A 19,529-nucleotide genomic window follows, 5' to 3' on the forward strand; every position below is an offset into this window, starting at 1 on the left:
CATGCCCCGACGGCGGCAGTCGCCGGGGCAGTCAGTGTGGTCAGACCAGATAGTGACGCAGTTCGCGAGCAATCAGCAGACGCTGGATTTCGCTGGAGCCTTCATAGATCTGGGTTATGCGCGCGTCCCGGTAATAGCGTTCGACAGGGTAGTCTTCAAGGTAACCGTAGCCGCCATGAATCTGGATTGCCTTGGAGCACACCCATTCGGCCATTTCCGAGGCAAACAGCTTGGCTTGTGATGCTTCGGACAGGCAGGGCTGGCTGGCGCTGCGCAGACGCGCAGCATGCAGAATCAACAATCGCGAGGCGTTGATGCGGGTGTGCATATCGGCCAGCAGGTTGGCGATGCTCTGATGCTCGATGATCGGTTTATCGAACTGCACGCGCTCACGCGCGTAGGCCAGCGCGGCCTCGAATGCGGCTCGGGCGATGCCCAGCGCCTGTGCCGCGATACCGATACGACCCCCTTCCAGATTGGAGAGGGCAATGGCAAGGCCCTTGCCTCGCTCACCCAGCAGATTGGCAGCCGGGATTCTGCAATTGTTCAAGGTCACCGCACAGGTGTCAGACGCCCGGATACCCATCTTGTGCTCGCTGCGGTCGACTGCGAAGCCGGGGTTCTCGGTAGGTACTAGAAACGCTGAAAGGCCCTTTTTGCCGAGTTCAGGGTCGGTCACGGCAAACACGATGGCCAGTTTTGCTCGCTTGCCATTACTGACAAACTGTTTGGCACCGTTTATGACCCATTCATCACCTTGTAATTCGGCGCGAGTCCTCAGGTTATGTGCTTCAGAGCCGGCATGGGGTTCGGTCAGACAGAAGCAGCCGATGGCGCGGCCAGTGGCAAGTTGCTCCAGCCAGGTGTATTTCTGCTCATCTGTCCCGTAATTGAGGACGGGACCGCAGCCGACTGAGCTATGTACGCTCATCAACGTTCCAGTGGCAGCGTCAGCGGCGGAGATTTCTTCAACCGCCAGCGCGTAGGCGACGTAATCGAGGTAGGTGCCACCCCATTGTTCCGGGACCACCATGCCCAGCAAGCCCAGCTCACCTAGCCTGGCGACCAACTCGTCATCGATCCAGCCGGCCTTTTCCCAGGCCTGGGCGTGCGGCGCGATTTCATTGCGGGCAAAGTCGCGCGCCATGTCGCGAATCATTACCTGCTCTTCACTCAGTTCAAGGTCGTGCACGGTTCAATTCTCCAGACCGCTGAAGAAACTGTGCACATGCGCGCTGCTGACGTCCTGCGCGCTGGCGTGTTTCCATTGCGGCTTCTTGTCTTTATCGATGATGAGGGCACGTATGCCTTCGATCAGATCACCGCGCTCGAACCATTGACGGTCAAGGTGCAGTTCCATGGCGAAGCAAGCCTGCAACGGCAAGTGACGGCCGCGACGCAGCATTTCAAGTGTCACGGCCATTGCCAGCGGCGAATGGCGTTTCATCCGCTCGACGGTGTCCATCGCCCATTCGCGGGTCTCGCCGATGACCACCTCTTGCAGTTGCTCAAGCATGCTGGGGATGTCGGGCAGGGCGAAAAAGTGATCGATGGCAGGTCGCAGGATTTCCAGGGGCGGGTAGGGCAGGCGCTGGGTCGCCAGCTTGGCCAGGGCTCCTTGCAGGTCCTTGAGCGGCGTCGACTTCCATTTAAGGTGGTCGAGCATATGATCGAGGCGCGGCAGCATTTCGCTGTCCATAGACCAGTTGGCAAGGCCGCAATACAACGCATCGGAAGCACCTATCTGTGACCCGGTTACGCCCAGCCAGGTGCCCAGTTCGCCTGGCAGTCGCGACAGAAAATGGCTGCCGCCCACATCCGGAAAGTAGCCAATGGCAACTTCCGGCATGCCGAGCCGACTGCGTTCGGTGACTACGCGCAGGTCGGCACCCTGAACCAAACCCATGCCGCCACCCAGCACCAGACCGTCCATCAGGGCCAGTACCGGTTTGCGGTAACGGTGAATCGTCAGGTCCAGTTCATACTCTTCGGCAAAGAATGTGTGATGAAGGTCTTGGCCGTTCTGATGGCTTTCATACAGTGAACGGATATCGCCGCCGGCGCAGAACGCCTTGCCACCTGCGCCGCGCAGAACCACGGCATGAACAGACGGGTCATCAGACCAGCGATCAAGTTGCAGGCGAAGCAGGCGGACCATGTCCAGATCGATTGCGTTCAGGCCTTCCGGGCGGTTGAGGGTCAGGTGACCGATGTGGTTACGCACGTCGACAACGATCGAATCCCGACTGGTGGGCTGTCGAACCGGGCGGGCCGATGAAACCTGTGAACTCATTCTGAACTCCTTGTTCGGTTGCGCTTTCTTCTTGTTCGAGTTTTGTTGGAGCTTCGCAGAAGATCCTAGCAGCGCAAATGTGCAAAGCAAAACTGCGTTTAAGCATAGCCTGAAGTTTCAGAAAACCACCATTTAGAGCGTTTGCGGGGGAACTAAGCGTTGCTGCACTTGAAGGGTCGAGGCGAATCGTTGTCTGCTGATGAGTATTATGACTGTCATTAATGTCACAGAAGTGAATTCTTCGGGTAGACCCATGAAAGCCTCCATGACTGTCCTGTATGACCGATAAATATGCACCGCGCGAGTGGGCTGCCCACGAGCGTCCGACCATGCCCGGCTCGCCGTCGACGCCGCTGCATTCTGACGCGCGGCGCTGGGCATTTGCCCTGGTGGGCGTGATCGTCGCGCTGACCGGCGGGCTCGGTAACGCGCTGGTGGTGGCCAACCTGCCGTATCTGCAAGGTGCGCTGGGGGCAACGTCGCAGGACATTGCCTGGCTACCGGCGGCTTACATCATGACCAACGTGTCGATGAACCTGTTGCTGGTGAAGTTTCGTCAGCAATTCGGCTTGCGCGCGTTCACCGAACTGTTTCTGGTGCTCTATGCACTGGTGACGCTGGCGCACCTGTTTGTCAACGACATTGATTCGGCCATCGCAGTGCGTGCGGCGCACGGTATGGTCGGTGCTGCGCTCAGTACCCTCGGGCTGTACTACATGATTCAGGCTTTTCCGCAGAAGTGGCGGCTCAAGGCCTTGGTTCTCGGGCTTGGCACGGCTCAGTTGGCGACGCCGCTGGCTCGTCTGGTGTCCGAAGACCTGTTGCAGATTGCCCAATGGCGCGGCCTGTATCTGTTCGAACTGGGTATGGCGCTGCTCTCGCTGGGCTGCGTGCTGATGCTCAAACTGCCACCGGGGGATCGTTTCAAGGCATTCGAAAAGCTGGATTTTCTGACCTTCGGTTTGCTGGCTACCGGCTTTGCACTGCTGTGCGCGGTGCTGTCGCTGGGGCGTATTGAATGGTGGCTGGAGGCGCAGTGGATAGGTCTGGCGTCAGCAGCCTCCATTGTGCTGATCTGTGCAGGACTGGCCATCGAGCATAACCGCAGCAATCCGTTGCTGATCACGCGCTGGCTCGGCAGCGGGGCGATTCTGCGCCTCGGCCTGGCCGTTATCCTGTTTCGAGTGGTGCTGTCCGAACAGTCAGTGGGGGCCGTAGGTTTTCTTCAGGCGCTGAACATGGGCAGTCAGCAACTGCACACGCTGTATCTGGTGATGTTGCTGGGCAGCGTGGCCGGGTTGGCGGCCAGTGCGCTGACAATCAATCCTGCGCATCTAATCAAGCCGTTGCTGATCTCCCTTGCGATGATGGCTATCGGTGCATGGATGGACAGTCACTCGACCAATCTGACCCGGCAATCGAACATGTACCTCAGCCAGTTTCTGCTGGCGTTCGGTGGCACGTTTTTTCTCGGTCCTACATTGGTGCTGGGGATCAGCGGGGTGCTCGCCAACCCGCGCAACATGGTGAGTTTTTCGGTGTTGTTCGGGATTACCCAAAACATCGGCGGTCTTATCGGGTCTGCTGCACTGGGCACTTTTCAGATCGTGCGCGAGAAGTTTCACTCCAGCCACATTGTCGAGCATCTGACCCTGATCGACCCGCTGGTTCAGGCGCGATTGCAAAGCTACAGCGCCAGTTACGGTTCGGTTATCGCTGATCCGTCGCTGCGCAACAGTCAAGGCATGCGCGCGATGGCTACGGCCGCGACACGGGAAGCCAACGTGCTGGCCTACAACGATGTGTTCATGCTGATCGCCCTGATTGCCGTGCTGACCATGGTCTGGATTTCAGCCCGAGTCCTGTGGCTGAAAATGACCACTCAACCGCTGGCGCTGGCACCCGTGGCACCTGGCGCTTCGACTTCCGTATCCCATTCCGGCGTTAAATCTTCATGACTCAATCCACTTCCTCAGATACAGAAGCAACCCGCAGCGCGCCGCCTCCGGCACCGTTGACTTCTCCGGTCACCAGCAAGCCGCGCTCGACCCGCAAGCGAGTGGTGTCTTCAGTGATCTTCGGGGCCGTCGCGCTGGCCGGGGTGCTGGTGGTGCTGTATGCCTGGCAACTGCCACCGTTTGCCAGTCCGATCGAGAGTACCGAGAACGCACAGGTCAAGGGCCAGACCACGCTGATCGGGCCGCAGTTGAGCGGGTATGTGTACGAAGTGCCGGTACAGGACTTCCAGTTCGTCAAGGCGGGCGACTTGCTGGTGCGTCTGGACGACCGTATTTATCGCCAGCGCCTGGACCAGGCCATTGCGCAACTGGCGGTGCAGAAGGCCTCGCTGGCCAATAACCTGCAACAGCGGCGCAGTGCCGAAGCGACTATCGGCCAGCGCCAGGCCGAATTGCAGAACAGCATTGCACAAAGTCGCAAAAGCGCTGCCGATCTGCGCCGCAATCAGGCGCTGGTGACCGATGGTTCGGTGTCGAAAAGCGAGCTTGACGTGACCCGTGCTGCAGATGCGCAGGCAAACGCTGCGGTTGCAGAAGCCAAGGCAGTATTGCAGATCGCCCGTGAGGACCTGCAAACAGTGATCGTCAACCGTGGCTCACTGGAAGCGTCGGTTGCCAACGCTCAGGCGGCCATCGAGCTGGCGCGCATCGACCTGGACAATACCCGTATCGTCGCTCCACGTGACGGCCAGTTGGGGCAGATTGGCGTGCGTCTTGGTGCCTACGTCAACTCGGGCGCGCAATTGATGGCACTGGTGCCTGCGCAGCGCTGGATCGTGGCCAATATGAAAGAAACCCAGATGGCCAACGTGCGTCTGGGCCAGCCGGTGAGCTTTACCGTCGATGCGCTCGACGGCCACAGGATGCACGGGCACGTTCAAAGAATTTCGCCTGCTGCGGGTTCGGAGTTCAGCCTGCTGCCCGCCGACAACGCAACCGGCAACTTTGTGAAGATTTCCCAGCGCATTCCGGTGCGCATCGTGGTCGATGCCGATCAGCCCATGCTGGAACGTTTGCGACCAGGCATGTCGGTGGTTGTAAGCATCGACACCAGCGCTGACGGCGATGTGCCGCCTGATGCTGATGTACGCTGAGTTCCATGACAGCCGGGACTTTGCCCACTCTGATCCCTCAAAGTAATTCGTCGAGGGGCGAAAAGGTGACTTGAGTCGAGTCCCAATCCCTCTGACATTACAGAACCGCTGTGTGACGCAGAGCGTCATCAACTGCATGTCGACGCGCGTCGCGCACGATAGTCAAAGGAGGGGCAACTCTCGCTTGCATCGCAGAATCGAGCATCGACAAGCTCGCATCCTGCCAGGATGGAGCTTGTCGCGACAGGCATCAGAACAGCTTGCTGAACACCCAATACAGCGAACCTGACAGGAGAATCGCCGCCGGCAGCGTCAGCACCCAGGCAGTGGCCAGGTTGCGCAGGGTGCGCATCTGCAGCCCTGAACCGTTGGCGACCATCGACCCCGCCACACCGGACGACAGCACATGAGTGGTCGACACCGGCAGCCCGTACATATCCGCAGCGCCGATGGTGAACATCGCCACGACTTCTGCCGACGCGCCCTGAGCGTACGTCATATGTGTCTTGCCTATACGCTCGCCAACGGTCACGACGATGCGCTTCCAGCCGACCATCGTGCCGAGCCCCAGAGCGATGGCCACCACAATCTTGACCCAGGTCGGAATAAAGCGTGTGGCACTGTCGATCTGCGCTTTGAAGGCATCAAGCTTGGTCTGGGTATCGGCGTCGAAATTGCCCACCTTGTTTTTATCCATCACACGGATGGTTTCCGAGGTCAGGTACATGTCGTTGCGGACGTTGGTCACTGCTTCGGCAGGCACCTTCGAGAGCGAGCCATAGCTGGCAACCTGATTGCCGATCTTGCCGGTCATGACCGCCAGCGCAGGAATCAGGTCAGGGCCTGCCTGTTTGCTGACCAGATAATCTGACAGGGTCTTGCGCGAGTCGCTCGGGGCGGGGAGGGGGACACTGCGCATCAGTGCCTGCTGGGTGACTTCGGCCACTGCACCGAACTGAGTGGCTTGATCGGCAGGCATGGTGCGGTTGAGCGCATAGGCCATTGGCAGGGTGCCGACCAGAATCAACATGATCAGGCCCATGCCTTTCTGTCCGTCGTTGGAGCCGTGGGCGAACGAGACGCCGGTGCAGGTCACGATCAGCATGGCGCGTATCCACAAGGGAGGCGGGGCATTGCCTTCCGGTGCCTTGTACAGCGCTCGATTCTTGATGAACATGCGCATGGCCAGCAACAGCAAGGCAGCACAGCCGAACCCGACCAATGGCGACAGCAGCAGCGAGTAGCCGATTTTGGTGGCCTGCGACCAGTCCACTCCGCTGGTCCCGTCCCGTCCGTGCATCAAGGCGTTGGCGATGCCGACACCGATGATCGAGCCGATCAGGGTATGTGACGAGGATGCCGGCAAACCCAGCCACCAGGTGCCCAGGTTCCAGATGATCGCCGCGATCAGCAGGGCAAAGATCATGGCGAAACCTGCCGACGAGCCGGTTTGCAGGATCAGTTCCACCGGCAGCAAGGCGATGATGCCGAACGCTACCGCACCGCTGGAAAGCATCACACCGAGAAAGTTGAAGAACCCTGACCAGACCACCGCAAAGCCGGGTGGCAGGGAATGGGTGTAGATCACAGTCGCCACTGCGTTGGCAGTGTCATGAAAGCCGTTGACGAATTCGAACCCCAGCGCGATCAGCAACGCCACGCCCAACAGTACGAACGGGGTCCAGGTGGTGACCACCGTGCCCATATCGTCCACATCCTGCTTAAGGCTGTAGCCGGTAAACAGCAGGCCGGCGATGAGTATGGCGAAGAAAATGACCATGGTCAGGCGACCGGGTTTGCGCCCGAAATGAGTCGCCGACAGGCTCGCCCGGCCCGTGGCGTCGGGAGAAAGTGCATTTGTAGCCATGTTCGCAATCCTGGGTTGAAAGAATATTGACATGGTCATTGCAAAATGTGACAGAGAGACGACATGTGCCTGATGATTGCGCTTTTGCGCCAGATTTCTGACAACCGGCAAGGCGGATCAGTAATCGCCTCGTTTGCGGAACGCCCAGCGTCCCGCGACCAGGGTAAAGGTCGCTACCAGCGCCACCAGAATCCAGAAGCCTTCAGGGTCGGACGCCAATGGCACGCCACCGACGTTCATGCCGAAAAAGCCCGCCACGATGTTGATCGGCAATGCCAGAACCGTGACTACGGTCAGAGTGAACAGGGTTCTGCTGCTCTGCTCGTTGAGGTTGGCAGCAATCTCTTCCTGCAACAGTTTGATGCGCTCGCCCAGTGCGGTGAGGTCGTTGATGACCAGCGACGACTCTTCGATGGACTGACGCAGCGCTTGTACATCCTGTTCGCGCAGCCATTGCGGAGGCTTGTGCAACAGGCGCATCAACGAACCCGGTTCCAGTGCCAGCAGACGTTGCAGGCGCACCAGAACCCGGCGCATGGCACCAAGTTCGGAGCGATTGTTGCTCAGTCGCTGGGACAGCAACTGGTCTTCGATGCGGTCGACATTGACGCTGGTCTTGCGCAGGAACTGGGTCAGCACCTCGCCCTGATCGCTCAGCAGGTGCGCGAGCAGTTCCAGCGGTGAATCGAACTGTTCGCCGTGTTTGACCGCAGAGCGCAATTTGTCCACCGACCGCAGCGGCTGCAGCCGGGCAGTGATCAGCAAACGCTGTCGGGCACAGACCCACAAGGTCGAAATGTCGGTCGAGAGCCTGTTGAAATCGAACACCACATCGTTGACAACCGCCAGCAATGTGGCATCTACGTGCTCGATCCGGGTCGAACGCGAGCCCTCGTGCAGCGCCTCGAAAAACTCTTCCGGAAGATCCAGCCGGGCCTTCATCCAACGCTCGCATGCCGCATGCGAGAGGTTCAGGTGCAGCCAGATGAAGTCGTTCTCTTCGGGAGGGTTTTGCAGGTAATCCAGCGCGGCGGCCGAGCCGATTTCCTGACCGCTTTCACCGTGGCGAAAACGGAAGCCGTAGAGCAGACCGAAAAGGTCGGAGTCCTGATGATGGTGAGCAATACTGTGGTTCATGGCTGTCCACGTGCGGCCTGGCCCGGGCGGGGAGGCGAAGGCCGCATGATGACAAGGCGCTATTTCATATTTGTGACAGCTTGTTGCCGAATGTGTCGTCTGCCGCAGCGCAAAACGGCCGCGTCGGCGGCCGTTCAGTCAATCGACAGCGTGGTTCTGGATCGAATCCGCTCAGACCATCGCCAAAGGGACTTTGCGTGTGGGCGCAGGCCAGGCCAGGTCGATATCGGCCAGATCACGCTCAGTGAGACGAATCTGTTCGGCAGCGATGTTCAGACGGATATGTTCCGGGTTGGTGGCCTTGGGAATGGCGATCATATTGTCCTGACGCAGGACCCAGGCGAGGGAAATCTGTGCCGGTGTTGCGTCGTGGCGTTTGGCGATTTCATGCAGGGCAGGGTGGTAAAGCAGGTCGCCAGCCTGGCCGATCGGGCAGTACGCCATCAATGGCAAATGACGATCGGCGCTCCACAGCATGAGGTCGAATTCGATGCCGCGCTGTTCCGGGTTGTACAGCACCTGATTAGTGGCGCAACGCGGGTTGTTGAGTTCGATCATGTCCGGGACGTCAAAGTTGGAAACACCCCAGGCCCCGATTTTGCCCGCTTCCTGCAGACGTTCGAATGCTTCGACGGTCTCGGTCAGCGGGTACTTGCCTGGCCAGTGCAGCAGATAAAGGTCGATATAGTCAGTGTTCATTCGTCGCAGGCTGGCCTCGCACGCGGCCGGGATACCGTCGCGGCTGGCGTTGTGCGGATAGACCTTGCTGACCACGAAGACTTTGTCACGCTGCCCGGCAATGGCTTGCCCGACAATCTCTTCGGCAGCGCCATCGGCGTACATTTCGGCCGTGTCGATCAGGGTCAGGCCCTGTTCGATGCCAAGGCACAGGCCAGCGATCTCTGCTGAGCGCAAGTGCCCTTTTTCACCCATGTGCCAGGTGCCCTGACCCAGCACTGGTACAGTTCTGCCTGCCAATTCCAGTGTGCGCATGTGACCCCCTGCAATTTAATAAGCAGCTAAGTGAGCGGTTGAGTAAGCAGGTCTGAGGCAACAAGAGGCGCACGAGGTTCCGTGCTCCCCATCGCAAAGCCTGTTTAAACCCGGAACTGCTTCAACAACCCGTTCAGTTCTTCGCTCAAACCTCGCAAGTGCAGGCTGGCCGAGGTCGATTGTTCGGCGGCCAGGGCGGTGCTCTGGGACAGCTGCGCGGCCTGGGTCACGTTCTGGTTGATGTCATCCACCACATGCGTCTGCTGCAGGGTGGCGCTGGCAATGGAAGCGTTCAGGCTGTTGAGATTGCGCAGCGCCTGGCTGATGGAGGTAAGGCTCTGGCCAGCCTGATTGGCCTGCTCGATCGTCAGTTGCGAGGAACGGCTGCTGTCACCGATCACCTTGACTGCTGCGTCGGAATGCTTTTGCAGCCGCTCGATCATTGCCTGAATTTCGGCGGTCGACTTCTGAGTACGCTGGGCCAGCAGACGCACCTCGTCGGCCACCACGGCAAAGCCGCGGCCCTGTTCACCCGCACGTGCCGCTTCGATGGCAGCGTTCAGCGCCAGAAGATTGGTCTGTTCGGCAATCGAACTGATCACTTCCAGCACACTGCCGATCTGCGTGCTCTCGCTGGCCAGGCTCTGCATCACTTCCACGGCCTGACCGATCGTGCTGGATAGGTGCTCAATCTGCTTCAGGCTGTTGTCGATGTTGACCTGACCCTGTTGCGCCTGGGATTCGGCATCGCGCATCTCGCTGGCGGCATGCTCGGCATTCTTGGCCACGTCCTGCACGCCGTAGGTGACTTCGTTGACGGCGGTGGCGACCAGGTCCATCTGCTGGGACTGCTGCTCGCTGCGGTTTTGCGCCTGCTCTGCATTGTTACCCAGGTCGGTGGAGGCCTTGCCCAGTGCCACGGCCGAATTCTGCAGCTGCCCGACGACATTGCGCAGCTTGGCGACAAAGGCGTTGAAGTGCGTGCCCAGTTCGGTGATTTCATCCTTGCCGTGGGTTTCCAGCGTGCGGGTCAGATCACTCTCGCCGCTGGCAATGTTGGCCATTGCACCGACCGCCGCTCTCAGCGGTCGCACAATACTGCGCACAATCATGACCAGCAGCAGCACCATGACCAACACAATTCCTGCGATGAAGATCCCGGCGTTCCACAGCTGTGTCTTGAACTCTGCCGCTACATCGTCCACATAAACGCCCGAGCCCAGAATCCAGCCCCATGGCTGAAACAGTTGCACGTAGGAGGTCTTTTTCACCGGTTCGCTTGCACCCGGCTTGGGCCAGCGATAATTCACCATCCCGGCACCCTTGGCCTTGGCGATCGCGACCATTTCGCTGAATACCGCAAAGCCGTCCGGGTCCTTGATGGTCGATATATCCTGGCCATCAAGTTTGGGGTTGGTGGGGTGCATGATCATGACCGGGCGCAAGTCGTTGATCCAGAAATAGTCGTTCTGGCTGTAACGCAGCCCCTTTATCTCTTTCAGCGCCTGCTGTTGCGCAGCCTCGCGCGTCATGCTGCCCGCCGCTTCGAGCCCTTGGTAAAAGGTGAGTATGCCGCTGGCGGTCTGTACCACATGCATGGTTTTCTCGGCCTTGGCCTGATACAGGTCGTTGTGAATCTGCCTGAGCAGCGTCGCGGACAAAACGAAGAGCATCAGCACTGAAACCACAAGGATCAGCCACAGACGGCGACTGATGGACAAACTGCGCATACTCATGATCGTCATCCCATGCATTATTTTTTCTTTTTATGGCCGCCGGGTCGCGCAACGCGCGATACAGAGCCTCTTAACCTTCTCGGCGCATCATGACCAAACATGAGATGGCAGTCACATTTTTTTACAGGCCTGCACGGGTATAGCGAAAGGCTTACATCAAGAGGCGCGATTGGCTCTATCGACTGACCCCCGATGAATGTAGGATCCAATTCAACAGCTGCAGCGAAGGAACGCCGCAGTGATCAGGGAGGATCGACCATTGCCAGGAGGCTACTGACAGGATGTCGGAATGGTCATGTTGCAAAACCACCCGCTTCGGCGGGTTTTTTGCGTCTGCCGGAATAAAAGTGCGGCGCTATCAGCGATCCGGTTCGCAGCCCTTGAGTACCAGCCTGAGGATGGTCTGGGTCGCAGCCTCGTAATCAACGTCCTCCAGCTTCGCCTTGCCGGTGACGGTTGCGATCTGCCAGTCGAAGTCAGCGTAGGTCTGGGTTGCGGCCCAGATAGTGAACATCAGGTGGTGGGGGTCGAGCCGGGCAATCTGCCCGCTGTCGATCCAGGCCTGAATGCATTCGATATTGTGTCGCGCCTGGCCATTGAGCTGTTCGATCTGCTCTGCGGTCAGGTGCGGTGCGCCGTGCATGATTTCGCTGGCGAAGACTTTCGACGCGAAGGGCAGGTCACGGGAAATCTGGATCTTCGAACGAATGTAACTGCCCAGCACTTCGGCCGGCACACCCCGAGGGTCGAATGGCGTCGACGCTTGCAGGATGGGCTCGATGATGCTTTCCAGTACCTCGCGGTAGAGGTTTTCCTTGGATTTGAAGTAGTAATAGACGTTGGGTTTGGGTACACCGGCCTTGGCCGCGATATCGCTGGTCTTGCTGGCGGCAAACCCCTTATCGGCGAATTCCTCGCTGGCAGCGCGCAGGATGAGTTCTTTGTTGCGCTCGCGGATGCTGCTCATGACCCGGTAATTCCCTTGCCTGCACGGCGGTCGCGCATGTTAGCACCGGGTTTGTGCAGCGCTCAATGTCGAAGGCCCGGAGCCGATTTGCACCGGGCCGGACGACTCAGGTGCTCATCAGTTCCTGAACCCTGGCAGCCAGGTCATCAATTGCAAACGGCTTGGTCAGCACCCGCATCCCTGGCCCGAGTTGCTCGTCACCAATGGCAGCGTTTTCCGCATAGCCGGTGATGAACAGGGTTTTCAGGTGCGGGCGCACCTCGCGCCCCGCATCGGCCATTTGTCGCCCGTTCATGCCGCCGGGCAGGCCCACATCAGTGATGAGCAGATCGATATGCACATCCGAGCGCAACAGCTTGAGGCCGGCAAGGCTGTCGGCTGCCTCGATCAGGGTATAGCCCAGATCGCCGAGTGCGTCGGTGAGCAGCATGCGCACCGTCGGTTCGTCGTCCACGATCAGGATAGTCTCTCCAGACTGCGTGGACTCGAACGGCTTCTTGTCCACATGGCCCTCGTCGCGGGTTGCAGTGCCGTCGTAACGCGGTAGATAAAGGGATATTGCGGTGCCTTTGCCCACCTCCGACTGAATGCGCACCCGACCGCCGGACTGATTGGCGAATCCGTAAATCATCGACAGACCAAGGCCCGTACCCTGGCCGATAGGCTTGGTGGTGAAGAAGGGGTCGAAGGCCTTGGCGATCACATCGGGTGTCATGCCGGTGCCGGTGTCGGTCACGCACAGCGACAGATAGCGGCCCTCGGGCATATCGTGCACTCGCGCCACATCACCTTCTATCCACTGGTTGCTGGCCTCGATGGTGATACGGCCGCCGTCCGGCATTGCGTCGCGGGCGTTGATGCACAGGTTCAACAGTGCGTTCTCCAGCTGACTGGCATCGACCAGCGTCGGCCACAAGCCCATGGCACCGATGGTTTCGACCAGGATGCTGGGGCCGACCGTGCGCTGGATCAGATCCGTCATGCCTTTCATCAGTCGGTTCACATCGGTCGGCTGCGGGTCCAGAGTCTGGCGTCGGGAGAAGGCCAGAAGCCGGTGCGTCAAGGCCGCTGCACGCTTGGCCGCCCCCTGTGCAGTCACGATGTATTTATCTACATCGTTCCAGCGTCCTTGGGCAATCCGGGTGCTCATCAACTCCAGAGCCCCGGAAATGCCTGCCAGCAAGTTGTTGAAGTCATGCGCGAGACCGCCCGTCAGTTGTCCCACCGCTTCCATTTTCTGCGACTGACGCAGCTTCTCTTCAGCCTGCATCAGTTCCGCCGTGCGGGAGGCAACGCGCTGTTCAAGCGTGTCGTTGAGCGCCCGCAGCGCCGCCGTGGCGCGGTCCCGTTCGGCCTCTACAGAGCGTCGTTCATCGACGTTGATGAGCACGCCGGGGAAACTCAATGGCGTGCCGTCCTCGGCACGGTCGACGCGGCCGTTTGCCTCGATCCAGTAGTAGATCCCATCGGTACGACGGACCCGGTACTGGTGGGCATACACGCGTCCATTGGTGATGACCGCGTTGATCGCATCGATCAAGCCTTGCTTGTCTTCGGGGTGAACGGTGGCGATGACTTGTTCCAGGCTCAAACCTTCGCGGCCCAGAGCGGGGTCCAGGCCAAACGCCTTGGCGAAGGCTTCGTCGACCGTAAAGCGGTCGGTCGGCAAATCCCAGTGCCAGGTGCCGATGATCGCGCCGGCGGCAAGGGCCAGTTGCACGCGGTCGACGTTTTCGCGCGCGATGGCTTCGCTGGTCCGCAATCGTTCCTCGGCGTCGCGCCGTGCAGTGACGTCGCTGAAGATGACCGCGATCTGCCGGTCAGCCGGTTCACCGACCCGCACCGCCCGGACTTCGAACCAGCGCTCGAAAGCCTTGGCGTAGTTCTCGAAGTTGGCAGGCTCGCCGGTTTTTGCGACATGGCCATACGCTTCAAACCAGAAACGCTCCAGGTCCGGCGCGAACTCGGTCACCCACTTGCCGCGCAGGTCGACCCCCGCCTGGTGTTCAAACGCAGGGTTGGCCTCGATGAAGCGGTAGTCCACCGGACTGTCGTCTGCATCGAACTTGACTTGGATAATGGCGAACGCGGCCTCGATGGTTTCCAGCATGGCTCTGGAGCGCTCTTCGCTCTGACGCAGCGCTGTCTCGGCCTTGCGCATTTTCGACATGTCGAGCATGGCGCCGATCATGCGCGCGGCCTTGCCCTCGGCATCACGAATCACATGGCCACGGTCCAGTACATCGGCGTAAGACCCGTCCAGACGGCGAAACCGGTATTCACCGGTCCAGGCAGTGCCGCTGCCGTCAATGACGGCATGGATGGAGTCGTAGATACGTGTCCGGTCGTCGGGATGGATCTGGGCTATCCACCAGTCGCCCGAGGTGTCCAGGGTCGCCAGCGGGTGGCCATAAGCCTGCTCCAGCGCGTCATTCCAGAGCACGTGGTTGGCGGCAAAATCCCAATCCCATATTGCGTCGTTGGTCGCCTTGGCGGCCAATCGGTAACGCTCCTGGGCTTCTTCGGTCGCGCGCGCCGCCAGGTGCTCTCTGGTGCGATCGCGCAGGATCTTTACAAAACCAAGGTGAGTATTTCTTTCATCATAAAGTGGCATCATCTCGCCCGATGCCCAGAACGACTCACCGTCCTTGCGCAGGTGCCAGCGCTCGTCCGATGCGCGGCCCACGCTCAGCGCGAGTTGCATCTCATGTTCGATCCGGCCGCGGGACACGTCTTCGGAGGTGAAGAAGCGTTCGGCACTTTGGCCGATCATCTCTTCCAGAGTCCAGCCCAGGACCTGTTCTGCGCCAGGGTTCCAGTCAGTGATGATTCCGTGCCGATCGGTCAGGATCATGGCGAAATCCATGGCACTGCCGAAGACCGCACGCTGGCGTGCTTCCCGGCTGGCAGTGACCGGTCGGTTTATCGCAGTCCCGGCGTCGATACCGGCTTCTTCAAGTGCCCGGCGCAGTTCCACGACCTGCGCCTTCAGCTCTTCTCTTGTCAGGTATTCCAGAGCGCCTCCCGCTCACACGTTATCGTTTGCATGGGCGGGCACGTGCCCGTGGCCTGCTTTGCGGATTGAGATCCGTTACTGTCGAGGTCGCCATTTGCCCATACGCTTCAGCGCCGGGGTGTCGGCCAACTGACGCGCGCCCTCGGCGGGGCTGCACCTGACACAGGGCGTTCTATGGCAATCGCCATATAGCCGGGCTTCGGTATCCATCGGCATGGGCGCAGGTTTCTTTAAGGGGCTTCAACATCGCTGGTCGACTTTGTTTACAGCCTGCACATCCGGTTGGTTATTGTGAGGCGCCTTATGCGCGGACGTCAGCCTTTTTTCGGGGTTGCTTTCGACTGCATGCTACGATTTATCCTTTCGTTGTGCGAACAGTGCCCTTCGTATGTCCGTGAAAGCAAACAATTCTGATACACCCGCCACCGCCAGGCAGGCTGCGGTCAAGCGTCGTCTTCCAAAGGGCGAAGTGCGCAAGGCAGAGATCATTCAGGCGGCCATGACCGTCTTTGCCCGAGACGGTTATGCGGGCGCGTCACTGTCCAACATCGCCAAAGTTGCAGGTCTCTCTCAGGTAGGCTTGCTCCATCACTTCCCGAGCAAGCTGGTGCTGCTGCAATCCGTTCTTGAACATCGGGACCAGTATATTGCTGCCAGTTTGCAGGACGCCGGGCAGGTCGCGTCGCTGGAGGCATTCATGTCCTTTCTGAAGCAGGTCATGCGTTTCAGTATCGAAGACATTTCCGTCAGTCAGGCGCTGATGATCATCAACACGGAAAGCCTGTCGGTCACGCACCCGGCTCACCGCTGGTTCAGCGAGCGTTTCCATCAGGTGCACGGCCACCTTCAGAATCATCTGAACAGGCTGGTTCAGGCTGGTGAAATTCGACAGGACGTCGATGCAAGGCAGATCAGCCTTGAGGTCGCCGCCATGATGGACGGCCTGCAGATTCAATGGCTTCGCTCGCCCGGAGACGTGCAGATAGAATGTGCATTTGCCAGATTTCTCGAACGACTCGCCCAGGATCTGAGAGAGCGCTGATCAACGGCTTGTTGCATGGATGTAATCGGTGGTCATCTCGACCACCGATTACTGCTGGAGGATTACTGCTGCTTAGTAAGCCTGCTCTGCCTTGACCTGAACTGCCTTGCGCAGAGGTATCGGAAGGGGGTTGGAGTCACGAGTGGTCAGTTGCTCCGGGTAAAGCGCCACCACCGTTCGATCGAGTGTCAGGTTTTCCGAGTCCTTGCCCACCAGAATCTTGAACTTGCCAGGGTCGACGTTCCAGCTCACTGAGTTGGCTGAGTAATAAGCGAACGAGCGCGAGTCCAGTGCAATCGTCACGGTTTTGCTTTCACCCGGCTTCAAGTAAACCTTGGAAAAGCCCTTCAACTCTTTCTCCGGACGGTCAACCTGAGGCCTGGATGGCTGCACATAGAGTTGAGCCACTTCAAAACCGGCCTTGTCGCCCGTATTGGTGACCTTGAACGAGGCCTGGAGGGTCGCGCCCGGGGCCAGTACGTTGCTCGACAGCTTCAGGTCGCTGTACTCGTACGTGGTGTAGGAAAGCCCGAAACCGAACGGATAGAGCGGCTTGGCGTGCTTCTTGTCGTAACCGCGATAGCCCAGGTACAGGCCTTCGCTGTAGGTCATTTCAACAGGAGGATTGGCGCTGCTGAAATAGTACGGCACCGGGTTCGAGTACGATGCATAGCTCGGATTATCCTGCGCCTTCTTGTCCAGCGTGATGGGCAGTTTGCCTGAAGGATTGACCTTGCCGTACAGAATTTCGGCCAGGGCCTGACCGCCTTGTTGTCCCGGATACCATGCGTGCAGAGAAGCGGCTACCTTGTCGGCCCACGGCTGCATGTCCATGCCACCGCCACCGTGCAGTACAACGACGGTTTTCGGATTGGCTTTCTGAATGAAGCTGATCAGCTCGGACTGAAATTGCGGCAGTTCGAACGGTCGATCAAGGGATTCACCTTCATATTCGAAGTTGTTGCCCGCGGCCACCACTACGGCGTCGTAGTCCGCCAGATTCTTCGGCGGACGCAACGAGGCCCAGCTCATCTGCACGCCGTTCATACCGCCCAGTACCGGTGTGAAATTCCCTTTCAACCGACGATACTCCAGGCGCACGTTGTACTCGGTGCCAGCCTTGAGAATCGCCGTTTTAACGGTGCGCGGGACCACTGGAATCAGGTCGAATGAGACTTGCGAGCCTTCGTCCTCAAGCACCAGTTCGTCATTGATCCAGAGTTTATAGGCACCGTCTGCGCGTACCTTGAACACCTGAGGGCCTGTGATCGTCGGTTTGATTCTGCCGGTGAAGCGGGCAGAGAACGAGCCTGCCGAAGGCGTATAACCGTTGACGGTGCCGGTGCCGCTATCGGTGACGTTGGTACTGGTGATCCAGTCCAGATTGACGCCCGGCTCGATGCGGGTTGCAACCGGGTCGCCGGACAGCGAGGTATTGGCGTAATACTCGGCTTTCACGCCGGTATTGCTGATGGCCTGTTTGTCCTGGCCTGGCTGATACCAGACCGATGACCTGGGGTTCAGGCTCATCTGCGCAAGGTATTCCACATTGGCGGTGTTCGCTGCCAGTTGCTTCAGGCCGCTCAGTTCAGTGACGTAACTGGCGGGCGCCGAGTAGGCCGTGCCGAACGGCGCGGTCGGCGGCTGCAGGGCCAGATCACCGATGACGGCTATCTTTGCGTTTCTGGACAATGGCAACAGGGGTTTCTGTCCGTCTACCGGCTCGTTTCGCAGCAGCACTATAGATTCTCTGGCCACGTTCAAGGCGGCCAGTTGACCGTATTCACGATGCTCCAGCGGTTGTGCCTTGTTGATCGCCTTGTCGAAACCATAGCTGACCAGCGCTCTCAGGTTTCTGCGCACCTTGTCGTCAATCACGTTTTGATGCAATTGACCGTTCCAGACATAGGGCAGCAGTTTGGCTTCGGTAAACTGAAGCCCGCTGGGCATGTCGATGTCGGTGCCTGCCCAGGCACCCTTGAAGGCGTCCTGAACCGAATTGAAATCGCTCATGACGTTACCCTGAAAGCCCCATTGGCCTTTCAGGATGTCGGTGATGAGGTGGTGGTTTTCACAGGCGTATTCGCCATTGATTTTGTTATAGCCACACATGATCGAGGCGATGTTGGCGTTTTTGACCAGCGACTCGAAGCCAGGCAGGTACAACTCCTGCATCGCTCGTTCGTCGACCTTCACGTCCAGATAATGCCGGTTAGCTTCCTGCTCGTTCATCAGGTAATGCTTGGCAGCCGCCTGGATGCCCTGCACCTGAATACCGTTGGTCACGGCAGGTGCCAATACTGCGCCGAGAAACGGATCCTCTCCGCTCATGTATTCTGCCGCTCGCCCGTTGAAAGGGGTGCGATAGAGGTTGATGGCCGGCGACAGCATCTGCTGACCACCCGCTATTCGGGTTTCATAACCAATAGCCAGACCGAATTCCTTGGCCCGATTGATGCTCCAGGTAGCGGCCAGGGCTGATGGGGAAGGGTACTGCGCGCCGAATGTCTTGCCGCCGACCAGTACGCCCATCGCCGAATCGTAGGCGACCGTACCCTGCAGATTGAACGCGTCCAGCTTCGGAATCATCCGGCCATCGTCAACGCGCGAAAAATTGATTTTTTGCGATTGCGTCATGTTGTCCAGTATTGCGCCTACCCGGGCTTCGACTTCATTGCCTGTCATTGGCGTCACAGCGAACACGTTGCCTGCCTGGGCCAGACCGAGCGTCAGCAGGCTCAGGCCGAGGCCTTGTTTGATCATGGACACGGAGCTATTCCTTACATAATTCATGGGTTTTTCGGTTGTCTGTCAGCGCTGAACTCAGTGGTCTTCAGTGCCGGCAGGCGCGTCTGCGGTATCGATCGGGGCATCCACCAGCGTTTGCGCGCCATTAGGCGTTTTCTGTGCGGCGACGTCGGCCCCCGTGATCTGCTCACGCTGGGTGTCGACCTCCGCGCGGCGCTCGCTCGAGGTGGATGGCAGCGGGCTCTGCCTGTCAGCGGCAAATACCGGGAGTGCGGCCAGGGACATCATTAAGGTGGCAACAATAGGCAGCAGGGGGCTGGCCATCGGGAGAATCTCCAAATAGAAATATGAAACAGGCAGACAGCCACGTCGGCAGCTCAGGGCGGCTGACAGTTCATTGCAAGAGCGTCTGACGAGTGGGGGAATGGCGAGGAGATAAAATACACGAATGGAATTTTATATAATTCAATAAACTAAAATTCACTACCTGTAATTAAGTGATTTATTTATATTAAATTGTTAATAAAACTGTTTATCGGCAATAAAATCTTGAAATTTACTGTTTTTTTAAAATAATAAGCCTTTTTAAAAAGCAGAGTGATCACTCTGTTTTTAGCT

Annotated in this window: 13 protein-coding genes; 3 read left to right on the forward strand and 10 right to left on the reverse strand. The window is 58.8% G+C overall.

What is annotated here, in order from left to right; all coding sequences use genetic code 11:
* Positions 1-40: 40 nt before the first annotated feature.
* A complete protein-coding gene (locus MME58_RS09000; protein ID WP_054987178.1) occupies positions 41-1,192 on the reverse strand; it encodes an acyl-CoA dehydrogenase family protein in 1,152 nt (383 codons plus the stop codon).
* A gap of 3 nt (positions 1,193-1,195) precedes the next feature.
* Positions 1,196-2,293 carry an enoyl-CoA hydratase/isomerase family protein gene (locus MME58_RS09005; protein ID WP_054987179.1) on the reverse strand — a complete coding sequence of 366 codons (1,098 nt, stop codon included), beginning with the start codon at positions 2,291-2,293 and terminating at the stop codon, positions 1,196-1,198.
* Positions 2,294-2,571: 278 nt separating this feature from the next.
* Between MME58_RS09005 and MME58_RS09010 the strand changes: the two genes are divergently transcribed.
* On the forward strand, positions 2,572-4,251 hold the full coding sequence (locus MME58_RS09010) for an MFS transporter (RefSeq protein ID WP_054987180.1): 1,680 nt from the start codon (positions 2,572-2,574) through the stop codon (positions 4,249-4,251).
* Positions 4,248-5,405, forward strand: coding sequence for an HlyD family secretion protein (locus MME58_RS09015; protein WP_054987181.1), 1,158 nt, complete (start codon positions 4,248-4,250; stop codon positions 5,403-5,405). The genes MME58_RS09010 and MME58_RS09015 overlap by 4 nt, the downstream gene beginning before the upstream one ends.
* A gap of 250 nt (positions 5,406-5,655) precedes the next feature.
* Here MME58_RS09015 and MME58_RS09020 read toward each other — a convergent pair whose 3' ends face one another.
* The 6 genes from MME58_RS09020 to MME58_RS09045 all read right to left on the reverse strand — a co-directional run bounded on the left by MME58_RS09020 (position 5,656) and on the right by MME58_RS09045 (position 15,082).
* Positions 5,656-7,272, reverse strand: a complete 1,617-nt coding sequence (locus MME58_RS09020; protein ID WP_054987182.1) for an inorganic phosphate transporter — start codon at positions 7,270-7,272, stop codon at positions 5,656-5,658.
* Between the two features lie 117 nt (positions 7,273-7,389).
* Positions 7,390-8,409 (reverse strand): transporter, encoded by a 1,020-nt coding sequence (locus MME58_RS09025; protein WP_054987183.1) that lies wholly within the window; start codon positions 8,407-8,409, stop codon positions 7,390-7,392.
* A gap of 171 nt (positions 8,410-8,580) precedes the next feature.
* The gene (locus MME58_RS09030) at positions 8,581-9,402 is read right to left on the reverse strand and encodes an aldo/keto reductase (RefSeq protein WP_054987184.1); all 822 of its coding nucleotides are present in this window, start codon (positions 9,400-9,402) and stop codon (positions 8,581-8,583) included.
* A gap of 104 nt (positions 9,403-9,506) precedes the next feature.
* Complete coding sequence (locus MME58_RS09035; protein WP_082427651.1) at positions 9,507-11,138, reverse strand: methyl-accepting chemotaxis protein; 1,632 nt, start codon at positions 11,136-11,138, stop codon at positions 9,507-9,509.
* A gap of 358 nt (positions 11,139-11,496) precedes the next feature.
* Positions 11,497-12,105 carry a TetR/AcrR family transcriptional regulator gene (locus MME58_RS09040; RefSeq protein WP_054987185.1) on the reverse strand — a complete coding sequence of 203 codons (609 nt, stop codon included), beginning with the start codon at positions 12,103-12,105 and terminating at the stop codon, positions 11,497-11,499.
* Between the two features lie 106 nt (positions 12,106-12,211).
* Complete coding sequence (locus MME58_RS09045; protein ID WP_054987186.1) at positions 12,212-15,082, reverse strand: PAS domain-containing hybrid sensor histidine kinase/response regulator; 2,871 nt, start codon at positions 15,080-15,082, stop codon at positions 12,212-12,214.
* 427 nt (positions 15,083-15,509) lie between these two features.
* Between MME58_RS09045 and MME58_RS09050 the strand changes: the two genes are divergently transcribed.
* Positions 15,510-16,163, forward strand: a complete 654-nt coding sequence (locus tag MME58_RS09050) for a TetR/AcrR family transcriptional regulator (protein WP_055006193.1) — start codon at positions 15,510-15,512, stop codon at positions 16,161-16,163.
* 72 nt (positions 16,164-16,235) lie between these two features.
* Here the strand turns inward: MME58_RS09050 and MME58_RS09055 are convergent, their stop codons facing one another.
* Positions 16,236-18,926, reverse strand: coding sequence for a beta-glucosidase (locus MME58_RS09055; RefSeq protein WP_055006192.1), 2,691 nt, complete (start codon positions 18,924-18,926; stop codon positions 16,236-16,238).
* Positions 18,927-18,986: 60 nt separating this feature from the next.
* A complete protein-coding gene (locus MME58_RS09060; RefSeq protein WP_055006191.1) occupies positions 18,987-19,235 on the reverse strand; it encodes a hypothetical protein in 249 nt (82 codons plus the stop codon).
* Positions 19,236-19,529 lie beyond the last annotated feature (294 nt).

The sequence above is a fragment of the Pseudomonas syringae pv. tagetis genome (assembly GCF_022557255.1).
In the GTDB taxonomy this organism is placed as follows: Bacteria; Pseudomonadota; Gammaproteobacteria; order Pseudomonadales; family Pseudomonadaceae; genus Aquipseudomonas; species Aquipseudomonas caricapapayae.

What these genes read in the sequence shown, in the direction of transcription:
- MME58_RS09005 (WP_054987179.1), bottom strand. Translation starts at nt 2,293, where the DNA reads ATGAGTTCACAGGTTTCATCGGCCCGCCCGGTTCGACAGCCCACCAGT.
- MME58_RS09010 (WP_054987180.1), top strand. Translation starts at nt 2,572, where the DNA reads ATGACCGATAAATATGCACCGCGCGAGTGGGCTGCCCACGAGCGTCCG.
- MME58_RS09015 (WP_054987181.1), top strand. Translation starts at nt 4,248, where the DNA reads ATGACTCAATCCACTTCCTCAGATACAGAAGCAACCCGCAGCGCGCCG.
- MME58_RS09020 (WP_054987182.1), bottom strand. Translation starts at nt 7,272, where the DNA reads ATGGCTACAAATGCACTTTCTCCCGACGCCACGGGCCGGGCGAGCCTG.
- MME58_RS09025 (WP_054987183.1), bottom strand. Translation starts at nt 8,409, where the DNA reads ATGAACCACAGTATTGCTCACCATCATCAGGACTCCGACCTTTTCGGT.
- MME58_RS09030 (WP_054987184.1), bottom strand. Translation starts at nt 9,402, where the DNA reads ATGCGCACACTGGAATTGGCAGGCAGAACTGTACCAGTGCTGGGTCAG.
- MME58_RS09035 (WP_082427651.1), bottom strand. Translation starts at nt 11,138, where the DNA reads ATGAGTATGCGCAGTTTGTCCATCAGTCGCCGTCTGTGGCTGATCCTT.
- MME58_RS09040 (WP_054987185.1), bottom strand. Translation starts at nt 12,105, where the DNA reads ATGAGCAGCATCCGCGAGCGCAACAAAGAACTCATCCTGCGCGCTGCC.
- MME58_RS09050 (WP_055006193.1), top strand. Translation starts at nt 15,510, where the DNA reads ATGTCCGTGAAAGCAAACAATTCTGATACACCCGCCACCGCCAGGCAG.
- MME58_RS09055 (WP_055006192.1), bottom strand. Translation starts at nt 18,926, where the DNA reads ATGATCAAACAAGGCCTCGGCCTGAGCCTGCTGACGCTCGGTCTGGCC.
- MME58_RS09060 (WP_055006191.1), bottom strand. Translation starts at nt 19,235, where the DNA reads ATGGCCAGCCCCCTGCTGCCTATTGTTGCCACCTTAATGATGTCCCTG.